General features: G+C 42.3%; 21 protein-coding genes. 9 read left to right on the forward strand and 12 right to left on the reverse strand.

From position 1 onward, the window contains the following. Positions 1 to 37 precede the first annotated feature (37 nt). The 4 genes from D0T84_RS04160 to ybaK all read right to left on the reverse strand — a co-directional run bounded on the left by D0T84_RS04160 (position 38) and on the right by ybaK (position 3,031). Positions 38 to 796: a thiamine pyrophosphate-dependent enzyme gene (locus D0T84_RS04160; RefSeq protein ID WP_163306330.1), complete on the reverse strand. Its 759-nt coding sequence runs from the start codon at positions 794 to 796 to the stop codon at positions 38 to 40. Between the two features lie 61 nt (positions 797 to 857). Next, on the reverse strand, positions 858 to 1,940 hold the full coding sequence (locus tag D0T84_RS04165; protein WP_163306332.1) for a 3-methyl-2-oxobutanoate dehydrogenase subunit VorB: 1,083 nt from the start codon (positions 1,938 to 1,940) through the stop codon (positions 858 to 860). 148 nt (positions 1,941 to 2,088) lie between these two features. Then, positions 2,089 to 2,319, reverse strand: a complete 231-nt coding sequence (locus tag D0T84_RS04170) for a 4Fe-4S dicluster domain-containing protein (protein WP_163306334.1) — start codon at positions 2,317 to 2,319, stop codon at positions 2,089 to 2,091. A gap of 235 nt (positions 2,320 to 2,554) precedes the next feature. Beyond that, positions 2,555 to 3,031 carry a Cys-tRNA(Pro) deacylase gene (ybaK, locus tag D0T84_RS04175; RefSeq protein WP_163306336.1) on the reverse strand — a complete coding sequence of 159 codons (477 nt, stop codon included), beginning with the start codon at positions 3,029 to 3,031 and terminating at the stop codon, positions 2,555 to 2,557. Positions 3,032 to 3,414: 383 nt separating this feature from the next. Between ybaK and D0T84_RS04180 the strand changes: the two genes are divergently transcribed. Next, the gene (locus D0T84_RS04180; RefSeq protein ID WP_163306338.1) at positions 3,415 to 4,431 is read left to right on the forward strand and encodes a DUF4349 domain-containing protein; all 1,017 of its coding nucleotides are present in this window, start codon (positions 3,415 to 3,417) and stop codon (positions 4,429 to 4,431) included. Here the strand turns inward: D0T84_RS04180 and D0T84_RS04185 are convergent. From D0T84_RS04185 to D0T84_RS04220, 8 genes are all read right to left on the reverse strand, one after another. Next, the gene (locus tag D0T84_RS04185) at positions 4,409 to 5,623 is read right to left on the reverse strand and encodes a DUF6051 family protein (protein WP_163306339.1); all 1,215 of its coding nucleotides are present in this window, start codon (positions 5,621 to 5,623) and stop codon (positions 4,409 to 4,411) included. The genes D0T84_RS04180 and D0T84_RS04185 overlap by 23 nt on opposite strands. A 146-nt stretch (positions 5,624 to 5,769) precedes the next feature. Next, the gene (locus D0T84_RS04190; RefSeq protein ID WP_163306341.1) at positions 5,770 to 7,032 is read right to left on the reverse strand and encodes a DUF2851 family protein; all 1,263 of its coding nucleotides are present in this window, start codon (positions 7,030 to 7,032) and stop codon (positions 5,770 to 5,772) included. Positions 7,033 to 7,198: 166 nt separating this feature from the next. Beyond that, positions 7,199 to 8,986: a hypothetical protein gene (locus D0T84_RS04195; protein ID WP_163306343.1), complete on the reverse strand. Its 1,788-nt coding sequence runs from the start codon at positions 8,984 to 8,986 to the stop codon at positions 7,199 to 7,201. 342 nt (positions 8,987 to 9,328) lie between these two features. Then, positions 9,329 to 10,081, reverse strand: a complete 753-nt coding sequence (gene recO, locus D0T84_RS04200) for a DNA repair protein RecO (protein WP_163306345.1) — start codon at positions 10,079 to 10,081, stop codon at positions 9,329 to 9,331. A gap of 300 nt (positions 10,082 to 10,381) precedes the next feature. Continuing rightward, positions 10,382 to 11,452 carry an RnfABCDGE type electron transport complex subunit D gene (locus D0T84_RS04205; protein ID WP_163306347.1) on the reverse strand — a complete coding sequence of 357 codons (1,071 nt, stop codon included), beginning with the start codon at positions 11,450 to 11,452 and terminating at the stop codon, positions 10,382 to 10,384. Next, positions 11,439 to 12,725 (reverse strand): electron transport complex subunit RsxC, encoded by a 1,287-nt coding sequence (gene rsxC / locus D0T84_RS04210; protein ID WP_255495180.1) that lies wholly within the window; start codon positions 12,723 to 12,725, stop codon positions 11,439 to 11,441. Before rsxC ends, D0T84_RS04205 begins: the two co-directional genes overlap by 14 nt. Before the next feature lie 66 nt (positions 12,726 to 12,791). Continuing rightward, positions 12,792 to 13,688, reverse strand: a complete 897-nt coding sequence (locus D0T84_RS04215) for an FAD:protein FMN transferase (RefSeq protein WP_163306349.1) — start codon at positions 13,686 to 13,688, stop codon at positions 12,792 to 12,794. Positions 13,689 to 13,696: 8 nt separating this feature from the next. Then, complete coding sequence (locus D0T84_RS04220; RefSeq protein ID WP_163306351.1) at positions 13,697 to 14,128, reverse strand: hypothetical protein; 432 nt, start codon at positions 14,126 to 14,128, stop codon at positions 13,697 to 13,699. Positions 14,129 to 14,285: 157 nt separating this feature from the next. Here D0T84_RS04220 and D0T84_RS04225 point away from each other — a divergent pair, with 157 nt between their 5' ends. From D0T84_RS04225 to D0T84_RS04255, 8 genes are all read left to right on the forward strand, one after another. Continuing rightward, positions 14,286 to 14,819 carry a hypothetical protein gene (locus D0T84_RS04225; protein WP_163306352.1) on the forward strand — a complete coding sequence of 178 codons (534 nt, stop codon included), beginning with the start codon at positions 14,286 to 14,288 and terminating at the stop codon, positions 14,817 to 14,819. Between the two features lie 94 nt (positions 14,820 to 14,913). Continuing rightward, the gene (locus D0T84_RS22800; RefSeq protein WP_255495181.1) at positions 14,914 to 16,104 is read left to right on the forward strand and encodes an alpha-L-fucosidase; all 1,191 of its coding nucleotides are present in this window, start codon (positions 14,914 to 14,916) and stop codon (positions 16,102 to 16,104) included. 54 nt (positions 16,105 to 16,158) lie between these two features. Next, complete coding sequence (locus D0T84_RS22805; RefSeq protein ID WP_255495182.1) at positions 16,159 to 16,527, forward strand: hypothetical protein; 369 nt, start codon at positions 16,159 to 16,161, stop codon at positions 16,525 to 16,527. Positions 16,528 to 17,263: 736 nt separating this feature from the next. Then, on the forward strand, positions 17,264 to 17,857 hold the full coding sequence (locus D0T84_RS04235; protein ID WP_163306354.1) for a hypothetical protein: 594 nt from the start codon (positions 17,264 to 17,266) through the stop codon (positions 17,855 to 17,857). A gap of 116 nt (positions 17,858 to 17,973) precedes the next feature. Beyond that, positions 17,974 to 19,287, forward strand: a complete 1,314-nt coding sequence (gene der, locus D0T84_RS04240) for a ribosome biogenesis GTPase Der (protein ID WP_163306356.1) — start codon at positions 17,974 to 17,976, stop codon at positions 19,285 to 19,287. A 140-nt stretch (positions 19,288 to 19,427) separates the two neighbouring features. After that, complete coding sequence (gene smpB / locus D0T84_RS04245) at positions 19,428 to 19,880, forward strand: SsrA-binding protein (RefSeq protein WP_163306358.1); 453 nt, start codon at positions 19,428 to 19,430, stop codon at positions 19,878 to 19,880. Positions 19,881 to 19,985: 105 nt separating this feature from the next. After that, entirely contained in the window at positions 19,986 to 23,678 is a 3,693-nt protein-coding gene (metH, locus tag D0T84_RS04250) for a methionine synthase (protein WP_163306360.1), read from the forward strand. Positions 23,679 to 23,861: 183 nt separating this feature from the next. Then, positions 23,862 to 25,190 carry a DUF6056 family protein gene (locus D0T84_RS04255; RefSeq protein ID WP_255495193.1) on the forward strand — a complete coding sequence of 443 codons (1,329 nt, stop codon included), beginning with the start codon at positions 23,862 to 23,864 and terminating at the stop codon, positions 25,188 to 25,190. Positions 25,191 to 25,258: the final 68 nt, after the last annotated feature.

The raw sequence follows: 25,258 nt of genomic DNA on the forward strand, positions 1-25,258 counted from the left end.
TATTATTACTTTTATATGTATAAAACCTCACTGTTACTTAAAGGTTCTTCAAATCGCCTAACGGATATGCAGGGAACATATTTTCCACCATCCACTCGTTTGCAGCCTCCGGTGTCATTTTCCAACCTGCATTACATGTAGATACAATCTCAACGATGGATGTACCTTTATTTTCCATCGAATTTTCGAATGCTTTGCGTATCATACGTTTCGCCTTCTTTACCGATGCCGCTGTATGTACGCTCTGGCGTGTAGCCAGGCATACACCCTCCAGCTGAGCCAGCAAATCAAGAATCTTCAACGGATAACCGTTTTCATTTATATCCCTCCCGTTAGGTGTGGTAGACGTTTTCATGTGATTTAGCGTTGTCGGAGCCATCTGCCCTCCGGTCATACCATATATGCCGTTATTGATAAAGATGATCGCTATATTTTCGCCTCTGTTGGCGGCATGTATAGTCTCGCCCGTACCAATGGCGGCTAGGTCTCCGTCGCCCTGATAGGTAAACACCATCTTATCGGGGTTGAGGCGCTTCACAGCCGTAGCCAGTGCAGGCGCGCGTCCGTGTGCTGCTTCCTGCCAGTCTATGTCCAGATAGCTGTATGCAAACACGGCACAGCCTACGGGTGCTATACCCACTGTATTTTCACGCAATCCCATCTCATCGATAACCTCGGCTATCACCTTATGAACCACACCATGTGAACACCCCGGGCAATAGTGCATATCCGTATCGTTCATCAACGCGGGCTTGGCATATACCAAGTTAGCCGGATCTATAATATTTGTATCCATAATGTTTTAAACTTTAAAGGTCACAGACCTATTAATTAACTTTCAATCAATCAACTGTCTTTCAACAATCGAATTTGTTCTGTAAAGCATCCACCACTTCGCTAGGGGTAGGAACGATGCCGCCCAAACGTCCGTAATGCTCTACCTTTACTTTCCCGTTCACAGCCAAACGAACGTCTTCCACCATTTGTCCGGCGTTCATTTCCACTGTAAGCATTCCTTTTACCTTGGTCGAATATTTATCTATCTCCTTCGATGGGAAAGGCCATAAGGTAATCGGCCTTATCAGACCTACCTTTATGCCTTGCGCCCGTGCCAGTTCCATAGCTTTCTGGCAGATACGCGCGGCCGAGCCGAACGCTACAAGGATGTAATCGGCGTCTTCGCAATTAACTTCCTGATGCATACAGAGCTCGCTTTGTATCTTCTTGTATTTTGCCTGAAAACGGAGGTTGTTTATCTCCATTTTGTAAGGATCGAGTTCGAGCGATGTGATTATATTCGGCTTTCTGTCGGCGGGCTTACCTAATGTCGCCCAAGGACATTGCTCCCGTATTTCTTTTTCGGTTCTTCTGCGTTTAAACGCGGGCAGTTTTACCTTTTCCATCATCTGTCCTATGACACCATCGGTAAGTATCATCGCTGGAGTCTGGTATTTGAATGCGAGGTCGAAGCCCAAAGCTACGAAATCGACCATTTCCTGTACCGATGCGGGTGCAAGGGTTATCAGGTTATAGTCGCCATGTCCCCCTCCCTTTACAGTCTGGAAGTAATCGGCCTGTGATGGTTGTATTGTTCCCAGTCCCGGTCCGCCGCGCATCACGTTTACCATCAGGCAAGGCAGCTCTGCTCCGGCAAGATAAGAAACACCTTCGAGCATAAGGCTCATACCCGGGCTCGAAGAAGAGGTCATAACGGCTTTTCCACATCCGGCTCCGCCATATACCATATTTATAGATGCAATTTCACTCTCAGCCTGAAGGACAACCATACCGGTAGTCTTCCACGGCGCTTCGACCATCAATGTTTCCATTATCTCCGACTGTGGAGTAATCGGATAGCCGAAGTAGCCGTCTGCTCCATACCTTATCGCAGCATGGGCAATGGCTTCATTGCCTTTCATTAAAACTATTTCTTCTGACATAAGCTTTTTATTCAGGTCGCAGGACCTATTTTATTACTTTTAAGCAGTACAGCCACCTTGTGTCATAGCAGGATTGCTGTATTACTTACTGTTGATTAATTAAAAAAACGAACCTATCAGGCAAAATGCCATAATGATCCGTTACCGTTTATTCAAATTTTTTCTTGTAGATGGTAAGACATCCGTCAGGGCATACATATCCGCAGTTTGCACAACCTATACAAGAGTCGGGGTTTTTCATGTAAACATAGTGGTAGCCTCTGTTATTTACATTCCGCGGCTGTAATTCCAAAACGTCGCAAGGGCATGAAACTACGCAGAGGTTACAGCCTTTGCAGCGCTCTTCGTTTACGACTACTGTTCCTTTTATTTTGGCCATTTCTTTATATATAAGTTTAAAGTCTAAAGTGCAAGGTTTAGAGTTTACAACTCATAATCCATCACTTACAACTCATAATTATTTTTATTCCACACACAAAGGTATAGGTTATTCTTATTATATTTCCCTTTTTAAACAATAAAGATGTTAAAAAAAAAGATGTCTTTAAACATACGAATCTGACATTTTGATACATGTATCAACGCTTAGAGTTTACGCCCGAAACGCTAGTACATTATTTAATAAGTTTACCTGTATTAATATTGACTATTTGTATTAAATCCGCCGGATTTAATTGTATTTGCAAACCTCGTTTTCCGGCACTAATATAGATATAATTGAAGTTTTGGCACGAACTATCGATATAAGTGGCGAACTGTTTTTTCATACCGATGGGCGAGCAGGCGCCTCTGATATAGCCTGTGATTCCGAGTAAGTCTTTCATGGGAATCATATCGCAATTTTTGTTTCCTGATATTTTTGCGGCAACCTTCAAGTCCAACTCCTCAGCTCCGGGTATGATGCACACAAAATAGCCCGACTTATCCCCCTTCAGTACCAGTGTTTTGAATACCTGCTCCACAGGTTCGTTCAACTGTTCCGCTACATGGACGGCACTAAGGTCTGATTCGTCAACTTGATACGTGATAAGTTTATATTCGATTTTTTCTTTATCCAAAAGCCGGACAGCGTTTGTTTTGTCAATTTTCATTATAACTTACTTTTTCGCTAATAAAGTAATAGATAGAATTTGATGAAGTGTTTCGAATCATAACTTCTTTCTGTTGTTATAACAACAAAACAATAAAGAGTTCAGTGACCTTAAAAACAATTATTTCTGACAGAAGTTTATGGAATTAACCATTTATAGCTATCTATTAACTAAGTAACTGTTTAAATTTTATACGAATATTTTATTATACCTTTTTCTTCGTTCATTTTTAGTCTGTTTTCGGCTGTTTTTTCCTTTCTCTCAACTCAAATAGCCCACTATTATCGTTTCGAGGAAGAAAATAACATCTCTAAAACATCTCTAAAAATTTGAACGAATAAAATTTAAACAGTTACTAAAACGTGAAATTAAAAAATAATATTATGAAACATGCAAAGAATATCCAATTAATTACCATGCTTATCCTGATAGGCTTTATATCATGTGGTAACAATACCAAGATGGCAACAATGGACGAGGCATACGCACTCTCATCTATCCCTGTAGAAGAAGAAAAGAGTTATGCATCTGCCAGCGACGAAAACTCCGTACTCAGATTTGTACCGCCGCAAATTGTACCATCGCCAATGCCGAACTTTATAGCGACCAAAGCCGCTTCTGCACAATACGATGATGGTATTCACAAATTTATACGTACCGCCAAGATGAAATTCAAGGTAAAGGATATACCGCAGGCTGCTCAAAGAATAGAGGATATTACAATAAGTAATAAAGGCTTCATTATAAATTCCACTATTAGTAACGATCCGCGTACCAGTACTGTAAATATCTCGAAAGATTCGGCTTATCTGATCTGCTACAACGACCTGTCTGCAAGCCTCGAATTGCGTGTGCCACACCAGATACTGGATTCTACGCTGAGACAGATAGCCCCGCTGGCAGTCGTAATAGACTACCGTACGGTAGAAGCACGGGATGTAACCTTCGACCTGATGTGGGACAAGATGAAGCAGCAGCGCCTGGCAAAGAAACAGCAACGGATGTCGCAGGCTATTGGCACCCGAAGCGGAAAGCTAAATGACGCGATGGATGCCGAAGACGCATTGAACAACGCGTTGGAGCAGGCTGACGAAGCCCTTCTGACCGAATATAAGACAAACGACCGGATAGCCTACAGCACTATCTACATTAACCTCTATCAGGACAGAACCGAATACAAAGAGAAAGTAGCGCGCGATACAGAGAATATTAAACACTATGAACCGGGATTCGGCTCAAAAATAATAGACGCCTTAAGCGACGGATGGGATGTAATATGCGCTATATTCCTTGCTCTCATTACAATATGGCCGATTCTGATATTACTCACCGGAGCTGTCATCGTATTCCTGAGATTCAGGAAACACAGGGGAAATGCTAAGATTGAAGAAAAGCACTGATCTTATCGAACGTAAACCTGAATTGCTCATCTACTTCATCAGCGATCTTGGTAAGTGCAGGGAACGGGTCTTCATGTATATATTTATACGGATAATCCAATATTTCGATGTTGATCGGAATATCCCTGCGTGAACCTTGTAATGTATTGACTACTTCGTAAGGCGGAACCACCTCATCTTTCGCCAGCGTAATAGCGTAGAACTGATGGCTCATTTTCCTGAGTGTTTCTTCTCTGCTGGAGGTCAATATCTTATAGTTGAGCATACTCCTGAAATTGTTTCCTTCGGGGTGTGTATGCATATAATGGCGAAGTACCTCATCGCGCTTCATATGGCTTTCGAGATGCTCTACTACATACGAGTAAAGGCTCACATTGGCTTCGCTATCGAGTATAAACTTAGAAACCGGAGACAGGCGGTTAAACACGGCTCCACCGCAGAACGTCGCATATTTCGAATTCGTGAAAAAGCCATCCTTGTTACTCATCATCAGTATTTCTCCCAGAAATGTACCGATGGAATAAGAAAAGAAATCGATGGAGGCATCTTTGTCTATTGCCGGATGCAGTCCTTCTTTAAAATGTTCTACAAAGTCGATTACATCGTAATAGGTTTGCAGTCCCGACCACAAAAAGCGTTGCGGCTTATTATGCAACCGCGTACTGATAGCCACATTGGACAGGCTGGAACAAATCACGGCGGGATGGCGTACCTTACGCTGCTCGCTTACCCTGTACATTTCGCGTGTACTACTCCATACTGCCGGAGCACGGTTCATGTGGAAAGCGATTGGGAACATGACAATCGATTTGCCCGTTTTGTCTACTATATATTTTGCCCAAGGCAGGTACTTATACCATGTCTTCTCATTAAAGCCATGAAACAAGAAGATGATACCTTTGGACTTGACCTCTTTTTTAGGCATAATCATGTGGTACCTGAACTTGATATTCTCTTGTATCTCCGAGTCTTTCTTATTCAGCATTTGCTGAATAACATCAGGCTCGTAGTCCTGCGGTTCACTCGGAATGAATTCATAATCATCATTATTCCCCAACCCGCCGGGAAGAATAAAGCGGTAATTGGATTCGAACGTAAAATTGCGCATTACAAGATTTTGGTCTATTTCAATCTCATTATCCGTGTAATTTTCAATCTTTTTGAGATGTTCAAATAAGTCTATGTACTTCATGAGTTATAAATTAAGAATTATGAGTTATGACACCCCTCCCGACCTCCCCCAAAGGGAGGAGTGGACAAAGCCCGGTAAAAGTGTATTTTAGTTAAAAATAATGAGCCATGAGTTATGAATTATTCACTGCTTACTGCTTACTGCTGCTAACTGATTAATAACTGATGTCCTATCCTGCAAAACAGGCATTTGCGTTGTTCACAGTATTCGCGTTTGAGCTGTATCATCGCCTGTGAGTCGGCAGCATTATTCAATGGCATCTTCAGTTTTGAGAAACGTTTTGTGATACTGTTAAGCTCGGGCTTCAGCATCTCAAGATATTTTAATGCACGTTCGCAAAGTACTTCGTTATCGATATTCTTTCCATATATGAATAATATAGGAGCCACTGTGTTAATCAATATAATATCCAGTGACGAATCTCCCAGATATTTCGATTTACGCTCAGACGTTACCCCAAAAGCATAATGTGTCTGCCAATATTCGGAAGCATTGACATGGAACATCAACCGGATGCGCCCGGCATCGTCACACGCTGTGATCTTAGAGAATAATCCATGTGAACTGTGCAACAATGCAGCCAGTTGAGCGATTCTGATCTGGGGAAAAGCCGTAGGCCGCGTTCTCATACTTCTGAATATATATGAATCTAACGGTTTCAATTCATATTTATTTTTCAGGAAGTCATATTCTTTCTTCAACAAGGAGTGGTAATCATCTTCAACTTTCACATTATCGAGCATTCCTGCCTGGCCAAACAGGAGCGCTTCTATCTGTATCAGGTTATCGCCCTGCTTTTGTATACATTTCAGTGGCAGGCTCAGCGCCAGACGTTCGAAGGAGTCGGAGTTCAACCCGAAGCCGAAGTTTCGCGAAAGAAGGACATAAAAAACATCCTCCCACGAATTATTAAAACGCTCGAGCAAGCTTTGTATGTGGTTGGCTTTCCGTTCCATCCGTTCTATCAGTAGCGTATTCATCCACGAATTAAGGTGGATAGAAGGCATTGAACCAATATAGTTACAGCAAGGAATATCAGTATTGGAATGTATCAGGAAGTCATAGTTCTCCCTTATATGTGGCGGGCAGGGCATTTCACACTGTGTGACAGGTTGCCCCGATTCGTTAAACACCTCACAATTTACCCGTTCCGCTATATGGAGTATCACGGAGTTATAACTCTTATCGGTATGATGGTTGTGTCTTTTCCATTCGTCCGAACTGGTATGAATCTCGATATTCCCCGCCCAGACTTTATCTCCTATCTTGATTTTGGCATTAAAGAAATCGGGACCTGAATTTGTATTCGGCAACCCCACATCAATAACTTCGATTGGCTGCCCGTCAACGGTTTTCAGGTCTTTTTGAAAAAGGCGAAATTTCCAGATGTAGTGTAATATGTCTTCCATGTTCAGTTAGCAGTTAAACACCTCATCCCTCCGCCTTCTCTAAAGGAGAAGAAGCCGCAGGCCGCGACAAGGAAACAGGTACAATATTCATAGTTCAATTTATTAACATTCAAAACTCTCACAGGGCTTTGCCCACACCTCCCTTTTGGGGAGGTCGGGAGGGACGTTACAGTCCCGTAATACCCATTCTTTTCATCAGGAAGCTGGCGTTCATATTCTGGGCAATGCCTTCCCGTATCTTGTAAGTGAATGACAGGTGGTCGTCTTTGATATCAGCTTCGAAACGATAGTTCTTTATAGCGTCGGGAAATTCCTTTTCCAGATTACCCAATACAAGGTCGTGTGTAGCTATTATACCGTTCCCATCAAGAGAAACCAGCTGCTTCATCAGGGCAATAGAGCCTTTTTGCTTATCTTCGGAGTTAGTGCCTTTCAGTATTTCGTCCAGTATGATGAATAGTTGTTCTCCCGATTGCAGGCGGTCGATAATCATTTTCAGGCGTTTCAGCTCTGCAAAGAAGTAAGATTCGTTATCTGCCAATGAATCGGATGTACGTAGGTTTGTCACTAATTTATACGGATAAAACTTTAATGAAGCGGCACATACCGGAGCTCCCGCGCAGGCAAGCATCAGGTTTATACCTACAGTGCGCAGGTACGTGCTTTTGCCTGCCATATTAGCGCCTGTAACCACCAGGAAGAAGGGATGCCTGCCGATAGTGACATCGTTACGCACGCAGACCTTACGGTTCAACATCGGATGCCCAAGCTCCTTGCCTTCCAATATATATGTATCGGATACCTCCGGATAGATATAGTCAGGATGATTGTAAGCATAGACAGCTAAGGAAACAAGGCTGTCGAACTTAGCCAGAACTTTCAGCCAGCTGATGATATTCCCTTTATGCTGCATTATCCACTTTTCTATCTTTATGGAATAGATCACATTCCAAAAAAAAGCAGGGTTGAGAATGAGTAAACCCAATATATTTGAAGACTGGTCGAGATTATTACTATACGACCTCAGATGATGAATAGCCAGTGAAGCGCGCTCCCCATCCCTGATTTTACTTTGCAATGCAACGAGCATCGGAGATTTAAACTCTTCCGACTCTATGATTTCAAAGATACTTGAATATGTTTGCAGCGTTTCTATCTTTTTCTCAAAAAGATTCATCTTCGAGCGGATATCCTTCAGCGGCACAAGGCTTATCGCAAAAAACAACGTCCAGCACAGCCCCAGCACAGAAACAGGTACCAGCCCCAAAGCAGACAATATGCCGGATATGATAAACGCAGCCGGAGCGATATAGATAAAATACCGCCAGAAGCTTTTCGACAGTAACTTCGTCTGCATAAACTGCTGGGAGAAATAATGGATATTGAGGTCTTCGGTTTCGCTCATTTGCCCCACAGCCCTGAAATGATTCAGCAAGCGCGGATTGCCCGACAGTTCTTTTATCGCCTCCTGTTGTGCCACTATATCTTCCTTTTTCTCAAATGGCTCCAAGAGCGTATCTGCTAGCCTGTTTTTGCCGAAAGACGTCACTGTGCGGTTTACCGACTGAAAGAAAGAATGGTTGCCAAACAGGTCTAAATCGACACTGTAGCTATGATTGGCATCCGCTTTTTCGGGTGCTCCGTCAAAAGCAGAGAAATCGTATTCGATCCCCTTTAGCTCATTCTCCGCGTTCTGTATCAGCAGTTCGCAATATCTCCGTTTCAGGAAAAGCCTGTTATGATATTTCATCAGGAAAAGAAAAAGAATTACCGAAGCAATGATTACTCCCGCAACAATCAGGCTATGCCCCCACACAATCCAGCACAGCGCGATGCAGCCCAGTACTATTGCAAGGCGCAGTGTACCGATCTGGAATATTGCCGTTTTCAATTTCGACAATTTAGTATTTTCTTTCGTTATAAGGCTTTTGTACGATTCTCTGACTTCGTCCATATTTTAATTAAAAGATTTTTTAGTACATGACAAAAAATAATATTCAATATGAAAATTGTTGATAATAAACAGATTGCCTGAAAGGCAATATTTTCATAACCGTATGTAAGCGTAGCGCAACATGCGGACGAAAAGGCAAAAAGCTACTTGCCTGAAAGGCAAGACAATGTGTTGTCCTGTCTTTCAGACAGTAGTTTCTGTATGTTGCAATCTCCGCAGGTCGATGACCTACGGTTATGAAAATCAGGCTTTTCAAGCCAGTGTCAATATTTTTTGTCATGTACTTATAAAAGATTTAATAATTCTAAGGCTCTAAATAATCAAGGCTTCCGGGACTTCTGTCTACTCCTCCCTTTTGGGGAGGTCGGGAGTGGTGTATAATTCATGTAATACATCCAGCGATTTCAATGCCGGAAAATCATACAGATGTAAACGATAATATTCTAATATCCTGTTTATTATATTTATCCTGTCCTGCCGGCTGAATACAAAATGATGCATATTTTCATAAGAGATACGGGCAAGCATGGATAACGCCTTGCTGTCGTATCTGTTCAGGAAATGCTTATGCAGCGGCTGCAAGGCGACAAACTCCCCGTTTATCATATCAAACAGGCTATTCTCCTTGTACTCTTCCAGATTGGGGTAGAAGCCCATAAAATGGCTGAGTTTAAGCATAAATACCAGATGGTAATTTGCGATGCTGTTATCTGTCATTTCCAGTATCCGTACCGACTGTTCAAGGAAACCAAACAGCAAGCGGCTGTCGTCGGCATCCCTCAAAACCCTCGTCAGAAATTCCGAAAGGAAAAATGCCATAGATGTTTTGCCCATATCCCCAGCGATATCGTACAGGTAAAAGTCTGAACGGGCTTCACGTATCCGCTGTATATCCCTGTTTACCTGATGCTCCACTTCCATATCGAGCATAGCCAACGGGGAAAAGAGCGACTTGGGAGCTTTAGAGTTCTTCCCTTTTGCCTTGGATACCATATAAGTTACCCTGCCGAACGATTCGGTAAATATCTGGGCAAGCACATACTTGTCATTATAGTTTATGGTATTTAAGACCAGTCCTCTTGTTTTATAAAGCACTTTCGTAATTTTTTATTTAACAAAAATACAAAATTATATCGGAGGAGGATTTTTATTGAGATAAAGATGTGAGTAAACAGGCTCTTAATAATGCGAATCAAGGGTCAAATGTGCTATTTTTTGTCCCTTTAGGGACTGAATGTTGGTAGAAAGAAGCTTTAACCGGTTAATTGCGTGCCGTCAGGTACGCAATATCTACAGAACAATTCACATTTTGTACCTGACGGCACAAAAAACGAATTTCATTCATGTTTCTACCAATATGATGTGCCTAACGGCACATTTAACCCTTGATTCGCATTAATAATTCGTTCCTTTAGCTATAAACCGAATAATACAGTATGCGATATAAATAAACACCAGGTACATTACCAATTCCGCATGATGCAGGTATATAATAGCAAATGTCGCTATCAGAACGCATGCGGTAAGGGAAAGCCCCTGCCACGAACGGGTCATTATATCAAGCTTCTGTCCCCATACTTTTGGGCGGAATACCCAGTTGACCGGAGCAACAAAGGCATTTAAGAGCAGTATCGAATAAGACATATATTCGTATTTCACATCATTGACGATGCAGATAATAGCTACTATGCCTATCATGGCGCCATAGTATAGCTTTCCGTAATTTGTGGTTGCGCTGGTCGGCATATCGGTTGCCATAAAGATGGTGCCCAGCAATAGTCCTCCCAGAGAGAATTGTATCTTGTAATCCGTCAGATTGGAGAACACTAAGAGTAATATCGTAAATGCAGCCAGCAGGGCAAAAGGTATATGCCACGATATCCTGCGCCTGATAATCAGGAACAAGCCTCCGAGTACCAGAAAGAAGATGGAATATTCTCCGATGGCTCCCGATGCTTTGTAAAACAGATGGTTGATAAATTCATTGCTGAATATATCTATTTCGCTTATGTTCACAGCCGTTTTGTCGTACCAGATAGTACGTGAAGCCATCACAGCGGGAAAGAATACAGTCATAAATTCACGGCCTACCAGAGCCGGATTGAACATATTACGTCCCAGTCCGCCCCAAAGGAGTTTACCGAACAGCACAGCCATACTTCCCCCGAACGCGGCCACATAAAGCGGGGTGAAGGGGGCGATAGTAAAGGATAGCAGGATGCCTGAGATAATGGCTGAGCCATCGGCAATGGAATCCGTATTCCTGAAAAAGATAGCGGAGAAGATGAACTCCGTAACCAGCGCGCTGCCCACGGCTACCAGTACCACCATGACCGGAACGAATCCGAAGGCCAGGTATGACATCACAATGCAGGGCAGTAATGCCAGTATGACGTCTGACATAACTTCACTGGTACTGTTATCTTTTCTTATAAAAGGCGCGAATGTAGTTTTATTGGATTGCATTAGCTAATTCTTTAAGTTTGAGTTTTCCTTCCTTTATACTTTCTATGAGTGGTACGTTGCTCGGGCAGATATATTCACAGGCAGCACATTCGATACAACTGCTGATGCTGTATTTTTCAAGGTTGAAATACTTGCCTTTCCTGTAGTTTTCTTCAAACTTCATCGGCATCAGGTGCATGGGGCATACATCTACACAATATCCGCACGAAATGCAGTTACTGCGTTTTACTGCCTCTTTCTTTAAAAACAGTATTCCGGATGAGCCTTTTGTTATTGGCACCGAAGGGTCGTTCACGGCTTTTCCCATCATCGGGCCACCCAGTACGATCCTGATGTTGCCGGAATCCAGTCCGAGCGATTTAGTGATATGTTCGACAGGCGTACCTATTTTTACCTCATAGTTCCCGTAATGCGCCGCTTCTTCGCCCGATATGGTAATAATGCGGCTAATGAGCGGCCTGCCGTTCTTTACGGCTTCGTATATGGCATGTACCGTTCCTACATTGCTGACTATTATCCCGGCTTCACGCGGGCGTTGGAATCTGCCTAACTCTTTGCCTGTTACGGATTTTATAAGCTGTAATTCGCCTCCCTGAGGATATTCGTTAGGAAGAATGGCTACACGTACATTCCGATATTCAGCTTGCTGTAGGTATGGGGCAAAGGCTTTTTGCAACTCTTTATTCTGTTCTTCTATCGAGATAACGATGCTATCGGCATTCAGTATCCGGTTGATAAAGCCTATTCCCTCAAACAACTCCTGAGTCCGTTCAGCCATTACTGCATAGTCGGAAGTTAGGTATGGCTCACATTCCGTACCGTTTACGATGAAGATGTCTATTTTATGCCCGTCGAGGGTATATTTTACCGCGGTGGGGAACTGAGCGCCTCCTTCTCCTACAATACCGTTTGTCCGTATGATATTTAATAGTTGCTCAGGGCTGAGGTCATCGGTATTAAAATAAAGGAGCTTCTCTGTTGTTTCCTGAAAATCGTTCTGGATAACAATGCATGGGGTCGATGTCCCGTCCGGAAACTCAATGTCCTTTATTTCGAGTACCTGACCCGAAACCGGAGCATGTACATTTGACGAAAGACCTTTCTCCGAAACCGCGATTTGCTGGTATTTCATGACTTTGTCCCCGGCTTTTACCCCGGGTACAGGCGTTTCGCCCAGATACTGCGATATGGGAATGTATAGGAAAGGAGCATCTTCGATTGTCCGGATGCTTTTCTTTTTGGTCTTTCCTTTCATGGAGAATATATGCATCATAAGATATAATGAGTTAGAGCCCCTCCAACTTCCCCGGAAGGAAGGCTTGAGTCCCCCTTGGGGGATTTAGGGGGCTGCTATTATTTTATTATTATTGTCTATCATAAATCCTTTTATGTTAAAGTCTTTCGACAATAGTTCCGTCTTTCTAAGAAATCCTTCAGGCGATTCATTGAATAAGGCCGTGGAAACGATATCGCCAATCATGCAGTTATCGCTGATTATTCCGACTTGCTTATTTCCGGAAGGAAAACCGCTTATGGGATTTAGTATATGTCCGTATTCTTTTCCGTCAATGCTCACAAAGGTTTTGGCTTGGGATGACGTGGAGTAGGTTTCATTTGCTATATTCAGCCTGAACAGAAGTTCTTCACTCTGCGGATGCCTTACCATAACTTGCCACGAAGGGTGCGATTCGTTGTTAATAGCCCTGATCGTACTGCCTCCCGCATTTATGATAGCGTCCGTTATTCCTATTTCTGCCATTTTATCGGCTAGCCTGTCCACAGCGTAGGCTTTAATAAACGAACCTGTAATGATTTCCTGCCCTTTCCCTATTTTTACCTGATTGCCTTTTATCTCTATCTTTTTGTAATCGATGAGCTTTTGTGCTTCCACTATTTCCTCTACAGACGGTATCCGTTTCTGTTCATCTTTATAGAAACCCCATAGCCTGATGAGCGGCATAACGGTTATATCGTATGTTCCGTCAAAGATATCCGATATGCGGATTACCTGTTTCAGTATGTTGATAGTCTCATCATCTACCTCTACAAAGCTGCCACTGTTCCTGTTGATTTTGTCGATGTATGAGTCTGGCTGATAGGAGTTGTGCTTTTTGTCAACATCTGCCAGTACCGCAAATAGCTCATCGAATATGCTGTCTTCGTAAAAGGCAGATAGCTTGATCTTTATATGCGCGTGGAATAAGAAACGCGTCTGGGCTTTGTACAGTAAGTCCATCTGGCTGATTATTCGGTTCCTGAAGATTCTTCCGGAGTCGCTTTTTCTATCACTGTTTGCTTTGGCTCCTCTACTTTTGCCGGCTCTTCTGGAGCTTTACTCTCTGTTTTCTTTTCGGCTACAGGGGTTGTCGGCGGAGTCTTTGCAGGAGTGGCAGCCGGAGTTTTAGGCTTGGTTTGTTGAACCTCTTTTTGCTTGTTTGCAACTTTAGGGGTTGTAGGTTCCTTCTTGGTTTCCGGCGCTGTGGATGCTTCTGCTTTTTCAACAGGGACTGCCTCTGCCTGAGGGGTAACGATGGATTGTTCAGCTTCTTTATTCTTTTTTTCTTCTTCGGCTTTTTCTTCTATATTGGCAGCATTTACCCTATAGCCCCATATAATTAACACTATACCGAATAAAAAAAGGCCTGCTTTCTTTAATATCTTTATAATATTCTTCATATCTTTAAGTGATTATAAACATTATGAACTACATACAAATGTAAAATATAAGTCTCATCTAATAAAAAAGATTAACTATTTATAGCATTTATCATATAAGAACTGAAACTTAGAAAAAAATTGTACTTTTGTGACGCTTAAAATTATTTATCCATTTATGAAAAAAATTGCAATTCTATCAATCTTCCTCATTTGTTTCTTTTCCGAAACGTTTGCCCTTACACAACCTAAAGATGAACCAAACAAGCTGGTTTTGTCGTGTTTTTTACTGAAAGATGCCAAAATAGGGCATTTGACATCCGATATAAGTAATTTTATATTCCGTCGTAAAAACGGCTATCTCTGGCCTGTAACAAAAATACTTTTCTCGAAAGACAAAGAAAAAGGTGTGTTGAAAATGGATATCACAGCCATCGATAACGAGTGGCACAAACTTGTAGAACCCGGAGAAAAAACCTATGGTTATTTTGTGATGAGTAACCGTATTTTTATTATGTCGACAAAAGAAGGAGATGATTTTGATTTTTCAGAATATTTCTATTCAGAACCGGAGGAAGACAGTCAGCGCACTTTTGGCTGTTCCGAATCGAAAAAAGTAATAAAAAATCCAAGGTGGGTCTATGAAATAGATTCAGACTCTACATTCCCTAAGCAGTTACAAGCTGTAAATATAGAGGCTTTAGGCCGCTAATACAACTGTCGGTCATATTTCCTATTCATCTGTCTCACAGAGGCAGATGAATATTTTATTTTTCTTCAACCTATATTGTTTAACCTTGATGCCCATGAAATCCACATTCAATTTCTTCATTCTCCTTTTCTTTTCTATAGCCCAGTTTCTACATGCTCAGGTAAACCCACCTAAACCGTATGGTGTAGTTCCGACCGAAGATCAGGTTAGCTGGCAACAAATGGAATACTATATGTTTGTCCATTTCGGGCCTAATACATTTACCGATGTAGAATGGGGAGACGGAAAGGAAGACCCGAAGGTATTTAACCCTACGGATTTGGATTGCCGCCAGTGGGCAGCTACAGCCAAAGCCGCGGGGATGAAAGGAATTATCATTACGGCGAAGCATCATGACGGATTTTGCCTGTGGCCAAGCAACTACAGTACCCATACGGTAAGAGAGAGTTTATGGAAAGATGGTAAGGGCGATTTGCTCAGGGAGTTGTCCGATGCCTGCCGTGAGTATGGACTGAAATTTGGCGTATATCTTTCTCCTTGGGATCAGAATCATCCGGCTTACGGAACCAATCCCAGTATGTCCATATTTATTCCGGAGTTGCAGTATAATCAGATATTTGCGCATACGCTCGAGGAAGTGCTATCCAATTACGGCGAGGTTTTCGAACAGTGGTTCGATGGCGCTAACGGTGGAGAAAAGGATGGGAAAAAGCAGGTTTACGACTGGGAACTGTTTCACAGTGTAGTGTACCGTAATCAGCCTCATGCTATCATATTCAGTGATGTAGGCCCTGGTTGCCGCTGGATGGGTAACGAGCAGGGTGTGGCAGGTGAGACAAACTGGTCAACTCTAAATATAAAAGGCTTTGAACCGGGACATGGCGCTCCGCCTGTAGAGGTCTTAAACACCGGGGTACAAGGCGGGGAAGCATGGGTTCCCGCGGAGACAGATGTCTCTATCCGTCCGGGATGGTTTTACAGCCCTTCTACCGATGATAAAGTAAAATCGGTAGATAAATTGATGGATATATATTACACCTCTGTGGGTAGGAATTCAAATCTGCTGCTGAATGTGCCTCCTGACAGGAGGGGACGTATTCATAAAAACGATTCAATCCGGTTAATGGAATTCCGTGATGCGGTAAGTGATTCTTTTAAAGAGGATTTGATAGCAGGCGCTGAAATCAAGGCGAGTAATACAAGGGGAAACTCTGTTGACTTTTCTGTCCTGAATTTATCAGATGACGATTACAATACGTATTGGGCAACGGACGACAGTGAATAAAATCCCTCTATAGAAATAGACTTTAATGAGATAAAGAAATTTAACAGGCTGCTGTTGCAAGAATATATCCCTTTGGGACAGCGCGTTTCTTCCTTCCGTGTAAAATACTGGAACAATAAGGAAGGCGACTGGACTGAGTTTGCACAGGCTACAACGATAGGTTATAAACGGATATTGCGCTTTCCGTGGATTGCAACCCGCAAGATAAAGATAGAGTTCGACGCGTTGGCTTGCCCTCTTATCAGTAAGGTCAGTATCTATAATGCCCCCGAACAATTTTCCGTATCGGAAAACGTGAGTGCAGGAAATAAAACGGTACGATCTACTTCAAAATGGAAATTGACAGTACCGGAAGCAGACCTGTCAAAAATAACAGATGGAGACAACAATACATATCTGGAGATAAACAAAATATACCTTTAATGATAGATATGGGAGAAACCGTATCCGTGAAAGGCTTCTCTTATATGCCCCTAAATAAAGTGCAATCGTCAAATATATTGAGATATAACTTATGCGAATCAAGGGTTAAATGTGCTATTTTTTGTCCCTTTAGGGACTGGATGTTGGTAGAAAGAAGCTTTAACCGGTTAATTGCGTGCCGTCAGGTACGCAATATCTACAGAACAATTCACATTTTGTACCTGACGGCACAAAAAAACGAATTTCATTCATGTTTCTACCAATATGATGTGCCTAACGGCACATTTAACCCTTGATTCGCATAACTTCTATGTAAGTACTGATGGCAAAGATTGGACACAGGTAAAAAAGAACGCGATCTTTAAGAGTCTGTTTAAATTTTATAGCAAATCTTTTTTATAGCTATTTTTAGATGGATTTTATCATTTTTACTCTTGGTTTAGCGGGCTAAACCAAGAGTAAAAAGGGGAAAAGACGCTAAGAAAGAGCATAAAAAAGTTGCTAAGAATGAATTACAAGAGCCTATAATAAAAATTTTCGGTAAAATTTAAACAGGCTCTAATAATATCGCGAATAATCCCGTACGGCAGGATATTACCTTGTTTGATAATAATACGGTAAAAATACGTTATATAAAAATGGAAGCCGTGGAGATCGCGGATTCAAGTGATACCTATTTTATTACCGGAATACAGGTGTTTTAATTATCTTTACACTCTGAAAAAAGAACTGGAAAATGAAAAAAATAATAGTTGCTTTTCTTATTTGTTTTGTTCTGGCTTATACAGCTTGTAGTGGCGATGGAGAAAATAATGTAATAAGATATTCAAAGACTGATATTGCCGATTTTAAAATCTATATAGGTTCTTCGCAGGGAGGTAAGGAATACGTGTTCCCGTTAGACCAAAATGGTTCGGCTGACAGTGCGAAGAGTGTCGCGCTTAGTGGATATATGAGCAGTGCTTATAATGCAAACCTGTATAATGATTTCAAGGCGGAATTTAACGATGGTATGCTTACCTATACAGATTCTACCGGGTATACAAAGATTGTATCTACCTACGAATTTAAGGGAGATTCACTGTTTATATTCAAAACGGGAGGAGTTCCCCGCTTTGTTGCCGTAGGAAGTATGGATAGCCTGTACCGGACACGGTATATCTCCCGTTACTGGGATTCGCAGAGGGAAAAAGATACTGTGCGTGTTCATACCGATGTTCAGACTTTGGACAAAGTCCTTCAATATGCCGGATATTCCGGATTGCAGGATATGAAGGACATCTCGGACACAGTGATGTGGTGTAACGTGAAATATGTTTTCAATAAATAAATTTATATAATCTTCTCAAAATATGGGCTTGCATTCTTATAGCAAGCCCTTTTATGTAAATACGTTTTCAATAAAAATACGTACCTTTGCACAAAATTACAGTGTAGTATACAATTATGGGAAATTTAGTAGCTATAGTCGGACGCCCTAATGTAGGCAAGTCGACCTTATTCAATCGATTGACTGAAAGTCGTCAGGCTATAGTCGATGAGACATCGGGAACAACGCGTGACCGCCAATACGGGAAAGTAGAGTGGGGAGGACAGGAATTCTCGCTTGTAGATACCGGCGGATGGGTTGTCAATTCGGATGATGTTTTCGAAAGTGAAATAAACAAACAGGTATCCATCGCGATAGAAGAGGCCGATGTCATTCTATTTATGGTAGATGTGATGAATGGCCTTACAGATCTGGATTCGGCAGTAGGTAATATGCTTCGCCGTTCCAAAAAGCCGATCATACTGGTGTCGAACAAGGCTGATAACTTTAGCCTGCATCATCAGTCGGCGGAGTTTTACGCGCTGGGGCTGGGCGACCCTGTCAATATATCGGCAATAAACGGAGGCGGTACAGGTGATCTGCTCGACCTGATTATCACAAAATTCTCTAAAAAAGGAGAGGATGAGGTGCTGGAAGAAATACCGCGTATCGCTATTGTCGGTCGCCCCAATGCCGGAAAATCGTCTATGGTAAACGCGCTGATGGACGAGGAACGCAACATTGTGACCAATATAGCAGGCACAACACGCGATTCGATATATACCCGTTTCAATAAGTTCAATATGGATTTCTACCTTGTGGATACGGCAGGTATACGCAAGAAGGGAAAAGTGACGGAAGATCTGGAATATTATTCCGTAATCCGCTCTATCAAGGCTATCGAAAATTCGGATGTATGTGTGCTGATGCTTGACGCCACACAAGGTATCGAAAGCCAGGACCTGAATATATTTTCTCTTATCCAGAAAAACCGGAAAGGGCTTGTCGTATGCGTGAATAAATGGGATTTGGTAGAGAATAAAGAGCAGATCGTTATCAAAACATTCGAGAATGCTATCCGCCAACGTCTGGCGCCTTTTACCGATTTCCCGATAATCTTTGCTTCCGCGCTTACAAAGCAACGCATATTGAAGGTGCTGGAAACAGCTAAAGAAGTGTATGGACGGAGAAAGACAAAAATACCTACACATAAGCTAAATGAGGTATTATTGCCGATTATAGAACATACGCCGCCGCCTGCAAACAAAGGGAAATATATTAAAATTAAATATATCACTCAGTTGCCGAACACACAAGTTCCTTCGTTTGTGTTTTTCTGTAATCTGCCTCAGTGGGTTAAAGACCCTTACAAACGTTTTCTGGAAAACCGCATCCGTGACAACTGGGATTTGTCGGGCACTCCGATTAATATTATAATAAGGGAGAAATAGTCTGTCTCAACATAAAATAAAAGGATTCCAAATATTTGGAATCCTTTTCGGTTTAAAATTCCTATAATATTGAGGACGATAAACAGAATAAACCCAATATTTTAGTATTTTTGTAGGTTCGGATAAGAACATTATAAATTATGACTCAACCAAATATCAATATAAAGAATAAAAGAGCCAGTTTCGATTACGAATTTATCGAGACATATACTGCCGGGATTGTCCTTACCGGGACGGAAATAAAATCCATTCGACTGGGCAAAGCCAGTCTGGTAGACACATTCTGTATGTTTGAGAAAAACGAACTATGGGTACGCAATATGTATATTGCCGAGTATTTTTATGGTTCGTACAACAATCATGCTGCACGCCGCGACCGCAAGCTCTTACTGAACAAAAAGGAACTGAAGAAGATACAACGTCTGGTAAAGGAGACCGGATATACAATCGTTCCCACACGTATTTTCATGAACGAGCGTGGATTAGCTAAAGTCAACATTGCTGTAGCCCGTGGTAAGAAGCAGTACGATAAACGCCAGTCGCTACGCGAAAAAGACGACAAACGTGCGATGGATCGTGCGATGAAGAATTAGTTCTATCAAAACACACACAATAAAGATTTCACATTCGACAGGGAATATACAGGCTCTTGTCTTTAAAAACCCAGAGAGAATTTCCAATACAGAAACAGGTAGTAGATGCAAAAAATACAAGATATATTAAAACAACGAATCCTTGTCCTCGATGGGGCAATGGGTAGTCTTATACAACAATATAAACTAACCGAAGAAGGATTCCGGGGCGAACGGTTCAGGGATGTAACCATTTTGCAAAAAGGAAATAACGAATTGCTTAACCTAACCCGCCCGGATGTAATAGAAGAAATTCACCGCAAATATCTGGATGCAGGCGCGGATATTATCGAAACCAATACATTCAATGGGACTGCCATATCGATGGAAGATTATGGTATAGCCCATCTGGTAAAAGAGGTAAACCGTGAAGCAGCCCGTATCGCAAAAAAGGCGGCTGAGGAATTTACAAAGCAAAACCCCGACAAGCCTCGCTTTGTGGCTGGTTCTGTAGGGCCTACAAACAAAACGGCATCCATGAGCCCGAAGGTGGAAAATCCCATCTACCGTGCCGTCACTTTCGATGATTTACATGCTGCGTATAAGGAGCAGATAGAAGGACTAGCCGATGGCGGAGTCGATCTGTTGCTGATCGAAACTATCTTCGATACGCTGAATGCAAAAGCGGCTCTTTTTGCTGCCGATGAGGTGCGCAAAGAAAGGAATATAGATCTGCCGATAATGATATCGGTAACATTGTCCGATAAAGCCGGGCGCACACTGTCGGGACAGACAATCGGCGGCTTTCTGGCATCTATAAGCCATATCGATTATCTTTCTGTAGGGCTGAACTGCTCTTTCGGCGCATCAGAGATGAAGCCGTTCCTGAAAGAAATAGCACGGACAGCTCCGGGCCTTATTTCCGCTCATCCGAATGCAGGTCTGCCAAACCAGTTTGGAGAATACGACCAGACACCTGAGATAATGGCAAGTCAGATTAAGGAGTTTGTAGACGAAGGCTTGGTGAATATAGTAGGCGGCTGCTGTGGTACTACACCTGCCCACATAGCTAAATATGCTGATTTGGTGAAAGGCGCTATGCCTCACAGGTCTACCGGAAAACCAAAATATATGTGGCTTTCGGGCTTGGAACTGTTGGAAGCTAAACCCGAAATCAACTTTATCAATATAGGGGAACGCCTGAATGTGGCGGGCTCCCGCAAATTCCTCCGTCTGATTAAAGAGGAAAACTATGAAGAAGCCCTGACCATTGCACACAAGCAGGTGGAAGACGGGGCGCAGGTACTGGATGTGAATATGGACGAAGGCCTGCTGGATGGAGTAAAGGAAATGACTACTTTTCTCAACCTGATGGCATCCGACCCCGATGTATCGCGCGTACCGGTAATGATAGACTCATCCAAATGGGAAGTGCTCGAAGCCGGGTTGAAATGCGTACAAGGCAAGCCTATCGTGAACTCTATATCCCTGAAAGGCGGAGAGGAGGAATTTCTGCGTCAGGCACGGCTTATCCGCCAATATGGCGCGGCTGTCATTGTCATGGCTTTTGACGAAACAGGACAGGCTGATACTTTCCAACGCCGGATCGAAATATGCGAAAGGGCATATAAAATCCTTGTGAATGATGGATTTAATCCTCTGGATATAATCTTCGACCCTAATATATTGGCTATTGCCACAGGCATTGAAGAACACCGCAACTACGCTGTAGACTTTCTGGAAACCATTACATGGATAAAAGAAAACCTGCCGCATGCCAAAATAAGCGGAGGGGTAAGTAATCTGTCTTTCTCTTTCCGCGGCAACGACTACGTGCGCGAGGCGATGCATGCCGTATTCCTGTATTATGCCATTCAGCGTGGTATGGATATGGGGATTGTCAATCCGGGACAATCTGTAGTGTACGATGATATCCCTTTGGAATTGAGGAACCTTGTAGAAGATGTAATCTTCAACCGCAGGCCGGAAGCTACGGACGAACTGATAGAATATGCCGAAAGGATTAAAAATGAAAAATCGGGACAGACTGAAGAAAAAGTAGAAGAATGGCGTTCATACCCCTTGGATGAACGTATTCAGTATGCCCTGATTAAAGGTATAAGCGACTATCTGGAAGAAGACTTGGCAGAAGCGCTCAAAGTGTATCCGAAGGCTGTAGATATTATCGACAAGCCGCTGATGGATGGTATGAACAAGGTTGGCGACCTGTTTGGTTCGGGCAAAATGTTCCTGCCGCAGGTGGTAAAAACAGCCCGCACGATGAAACGTGCCGTAGCTATCCTGCAACCTACATTAGAAGCTCAGAAAGCATCCTCGGCAGGAAGCAATAAAGCCGGAAAACTTGTGATAGCCACCGTAAAAGGCGATGTGCATGATATTGGCAAAAACATTGTATCCATTATCCTTGCCTGCAACAACTATGAGGTTATCGACCTCGGGGTAATGACTCCACCGGAGGTGATTATTCAGAAAGTGAAAGAAGAACAACCGGATATCCTCTGCCTGAGCGGACTGATTACGCCATCTCTGGAAGAAATGAGCATTGTGGCACATGAGATGGAAAAGGCAGGATTTACCATCCCATTGATGATTGGCGGCGCTACTACATCGAAGCTGCACACTGCTATAAAGATAGACCCGAAATATAATAACGGATCGGTAATATATGTAAAAGATGCCTCGCAAGCGCCTGCTGCAGTCGGAAAATTAATTAATCCGAATACAAAAGCCGGTTATATAAACGAGGTAAAACAGGAATATTCGCAGCTGAGGGATAATGCAGGGGATAAAAAAGCAGACCTGTTGCCTTTATCGGAAGTATTGGATAAGGGTATGAAAATAGACTGGTCAGATTATACATCTCCCGAACCAAAAGTGAAAGGTCGTCAAACCTTGAAGCATATTCCGGTGGATGAAATAGTTCCGTATATCGACTGGAAATTCTTTTTCCACTCATGGAACCTGTCCGCCCGCTACGCTACTGCGCAGAGTATAGATGATTGTGCTGCCTGCCGTACTACATGGCTCAACTCGTTCGCAGAACAGGAGCGAGAAAAAGCTGCTGAAGGCATGCAACTATACAGGGACGCTAAAGCCCTGTTAGACCAGCTTGTGTTCGACAAAGCAGATTATATCAATGCCGTATTTGGCGTTTTCGAAGCATATAGCGAGAATGAAAGCCTGTATATCAATGGTCTCCGTTTCCCAATGCTCCGTCAGCAAAAAAAGAATGACAAAGGAGAATATCTGTCACTTTGCGACTTTGTGGCGCCTAAGTCCTTCGGTAAAAAAGACTATGTAGGAGGTTTCACCGTAACGGCCGGAGTAGGAGCTAACGAACTGATGAGCGAATACGAACGTCAGGGCGATGAATATAAAGTGCTACTGTTGAAATCTGTATTAGACCGTCTGGCTGAGGCCACAACAGAATGGCTACATGCCCGGATAAGGAAAGAATATTGGGGCTTTGCTCCGGACGAAAATATTTCAGTTAATGATATGTTTACTCTGAAATATCAGGGTATCCGTCCGGCTGTGGGTTATCCGTCTATTCCCGACCAGTCGATAAACTTCTTACTGAATCATGATTTATTACAATCAAATGAGATTGGTGTAGAACTTACCGAAAACGGGGTAATGATACCGAATGCTTCGGTAAGCGGTATTATCATATCACATCCTAAATCCAAATATTTCAATATCGGAAATATTCTGGACGACCAGTTGGAGAGCTATGTTGGAAGACGTGGTGAGGATGCGGAGTTGATTCGTAAATTTTTAGTAGCAAATTTGGTATAGATTGAGTAATGATAATATTGCAACATATCAACTGTAGGGGCGTATTGCATACGCCCACAAACAAACCGAACAAAGCGGGCGTATGCAATACGCCCCTACATAAAACATAAACAGATAAAATATACTTTATTTATGCAAAATAATTTTTCAATTAAATCTATCTTAAACAAGAGATCTGCACTGATGATTCTTGTTGTTTCCCTTGTTTACTGTATGATTTATATACTGAACTATATTTATCCTCTGTTTCTCGATGACTGGACTTACAATTTTGTTTTTATGGAAAACGAAAGAGTCAGTTCTCTTTCCGATATACTTGTATCACAGTATAATCATTATTTTACGTGGGGAGGGCGTACAGTGGTTCATATTATCTGTCAGGCGTTACTGTTGCTTGACTTCTTTTGGATCTGCGTGTTGAATGCTGCGGCTTATGTGGCGCTGCTGTATGTGATGTATTCAATTGCCAATAAAAATAATAAAGTAAATCCTTTTGTGTTTTTCTTATGCCATGTATGCGTGTGGTTTTTGCAGTTGGCATTTTGCCAGACTGTCCTGTGGAAAACCGGTAGTGCGAATTATTTATGGGGGATGCTCATTGTCTTATTGTTTATGTATCCGTATTACATATATTTCCGCAATAGGGAATATTCGAATGGTGTATTGAAAGTGATTTTGTTTTTTATTATCGGTATCATTGCCGGATGGACAAATGAGAATATTGGCCTTGCCCTGATTTTCTATATTTTAGCCTGCCTTTTCTTATACCGTAGAGAAAAAATGAAACTGCCCGGATGGGCCATATCCGGACTGATTGGAGCCATTCTGGGATGTGGCGCGATGTTATTGGCTCCCGGTAACTATGAGAGGCTTGCCTCGGTAGAACAAATGGTAGCTGAACAGGGGGGGACAATGTTGGGTACATATCTATTTAATCTGAAAAATTTACTGAAGTACTCCGCGCTGACTGTTTTACCTCTTTTGATGGCATATATCGCCGGGCTAATTATCTATAAGCGTCAGAAGCAGGATAACAAGGAAAGGGATATGGTTATCAAATCTTCCCTGTTATTTCTTGCTACAGCATTTATTGCGCTTTTTGCCCTTATGGCATCTCCAGCGTCCGAAAAACGGGCTATGTTTGGGATTATCGTACTGTTTATTATTCCCGCACTCCAGATATACGCGAATCTGGACTTTAGCATAAAACCTTTGAAGGTATTGAATATCATAATGCTGACTGTTCTTCTCTTATATTATGCTGTAGATTATACATGGAAATATCAGACAATACACATTGCATCGACCGCATGGAAAGAGAGGGAACCAATAATTGAGGATTATAAGAACAGGGGCGTGGATACAGTCACATTTACCAACAGATTCCAGATTCATGTAAAATATGGTCTTCAGGATTTGAGTGACGACCCTGAGAATTTGGTTAATGTGGTATGTTCCCGCTATTATGGTTTCAAATGGATGAAAGCAGTAGATAGTGATAGCGAAAAGTGAATAAAACAGATTTGAATTTATCTATTATATAGTAAAGAGTAGAAATGCTGATAGGAAGAAAAAGTAAC

It is taken from the genome of Dysgonomonas sp. 521, from assembly GCF_010501055.1.
GTDB lineage: Bacteria > Bacteroidota > Bacteroidia > Bacteroidales > Dysgonomonadaceae > Dysgonomonas.

Coding starts and splice junctions, on each gene's coding strand:
- D0T84_RS04160 (WP_163306330.1), bottom strand. CDS start 796: ATGGATACAAATATTATAGATCCGGCTAACTTGGTATATGCCAAGCCC.
- D0T84_RS04220 (WP_163306351.1), bottom strand. CDS start 14,128: ATGAAGAATATTATAAAGATATTAAAGAAAGCAGGCCTTTTTTTATTC.
- D0T84_RS04190 (WP_163306341.1), bottom strand. CDS start 7,032: ATGGAAGACATATTACACTACATCTGGAAATTTCGCCTTTTTCAAAAA.
- D0T84_RS04255 (WP_255495193.1), top strand. CDS start 23,862: ATGATTCTTGTTGTTTCCCTTGTTTACTGTATGATTTATATACTGAAC.
- der (WP_163306356.1), top strand. CDS start 17,974: ATGGGAAATTTAGTAGCTATAGTCGGACGCCCTAATGTAGGCAAGTCG.
- D0T84_RS04215 (WP_163306349.1), bottom strand. CDS start 13,688: ATGGACTTACTGTACAAAGCCCAGACGCGTTTCTTATTCCACGCGCAT.
- D0T84_RS04205 (WP_163306347.1), bottom strand. CDS start 11,452: ATGCAATCCAATAAAACTACATTCGCGCCTTTTATAAGAAAAGATAAC.
- D0T84_RS04195 (WP_163306343.1), bottom strand. CDS start 8,986: ATGGACGAAGTCAGAGAATCGTACAAAAGCCTTATAACGAAAGAAAAT.
- D0T84_RS04180 (WP_163306338.1), top strand. CDS start 3,415: ATGAAACATGCAAAGAATATCCAATTAATTACCATGCTTATCCTGATA.
- D0T84_RS04185 (WP_163306339.1), bottom strand. CDS start 5,623: ATGAAGTACATAGACTTATTTGAACATCTCAAAAAGATTGAAAATTAC.
- D0T84_RS22800 (WP_255495181.1), top strand. CDS start 14,914: ATGAAATCCACATTCAATTTCTTCATTCTCCTTTTCTTTTCTATAGCC.
- D0T84_RS04225 (WP_163306352.1), top strand. CDS start 14,286: ATGAAAAAAATTGCAATTCTATCAATCTTCCTCATTTGTTTCTTTTCC.
- ybaK (WP_163306336.1), bottom strand. CDS start 3,031: ATGAAAATTGACAAAACAAACGCTGTCCGGCTTTTGGATAAAGAAAAA.
- rsxC (WP_255495180.1), bottom strand. CDS start 12,725: ATGATGCATATATTCTCCATGAAAGGAAAGACCAAAAAGAAAAGCATC.
- D0T84_RS04170 (WP_163306334.1), bottom strand. CDS start 2,319: ATGGCCAAAATAAAAGGAACAGTAGTCGTAAACGAAGAGCGCTGCAAA.
- metH (WP_163306360.1), top strand. CDS start 19,986: ATGCAAAAAATACAAGATATATTAAAACAACGAATCCTTGTCCTCGAT.
- D0T84_RS04235 (WP_163306354.1), top strand. CDS start 17,264: ATGAAAAAAATAATAGTTGCTTTTCTTATTTGTTTTGTTCTGGCTTAT.
- smpB (WP_163306358.1), top strand. CDS start 19,428: ATGACTCAACCAAATATCAATATAAAGAATAAAAGAGCCAGTTTCGAT.
- D0T84_RS04165 (WP_163306332.1), bottom strand. CDS start 1,940: ATGTCAGAAGAAATAGTTTTAATGAAAGGCAATGAAGCCATTGCCCAT.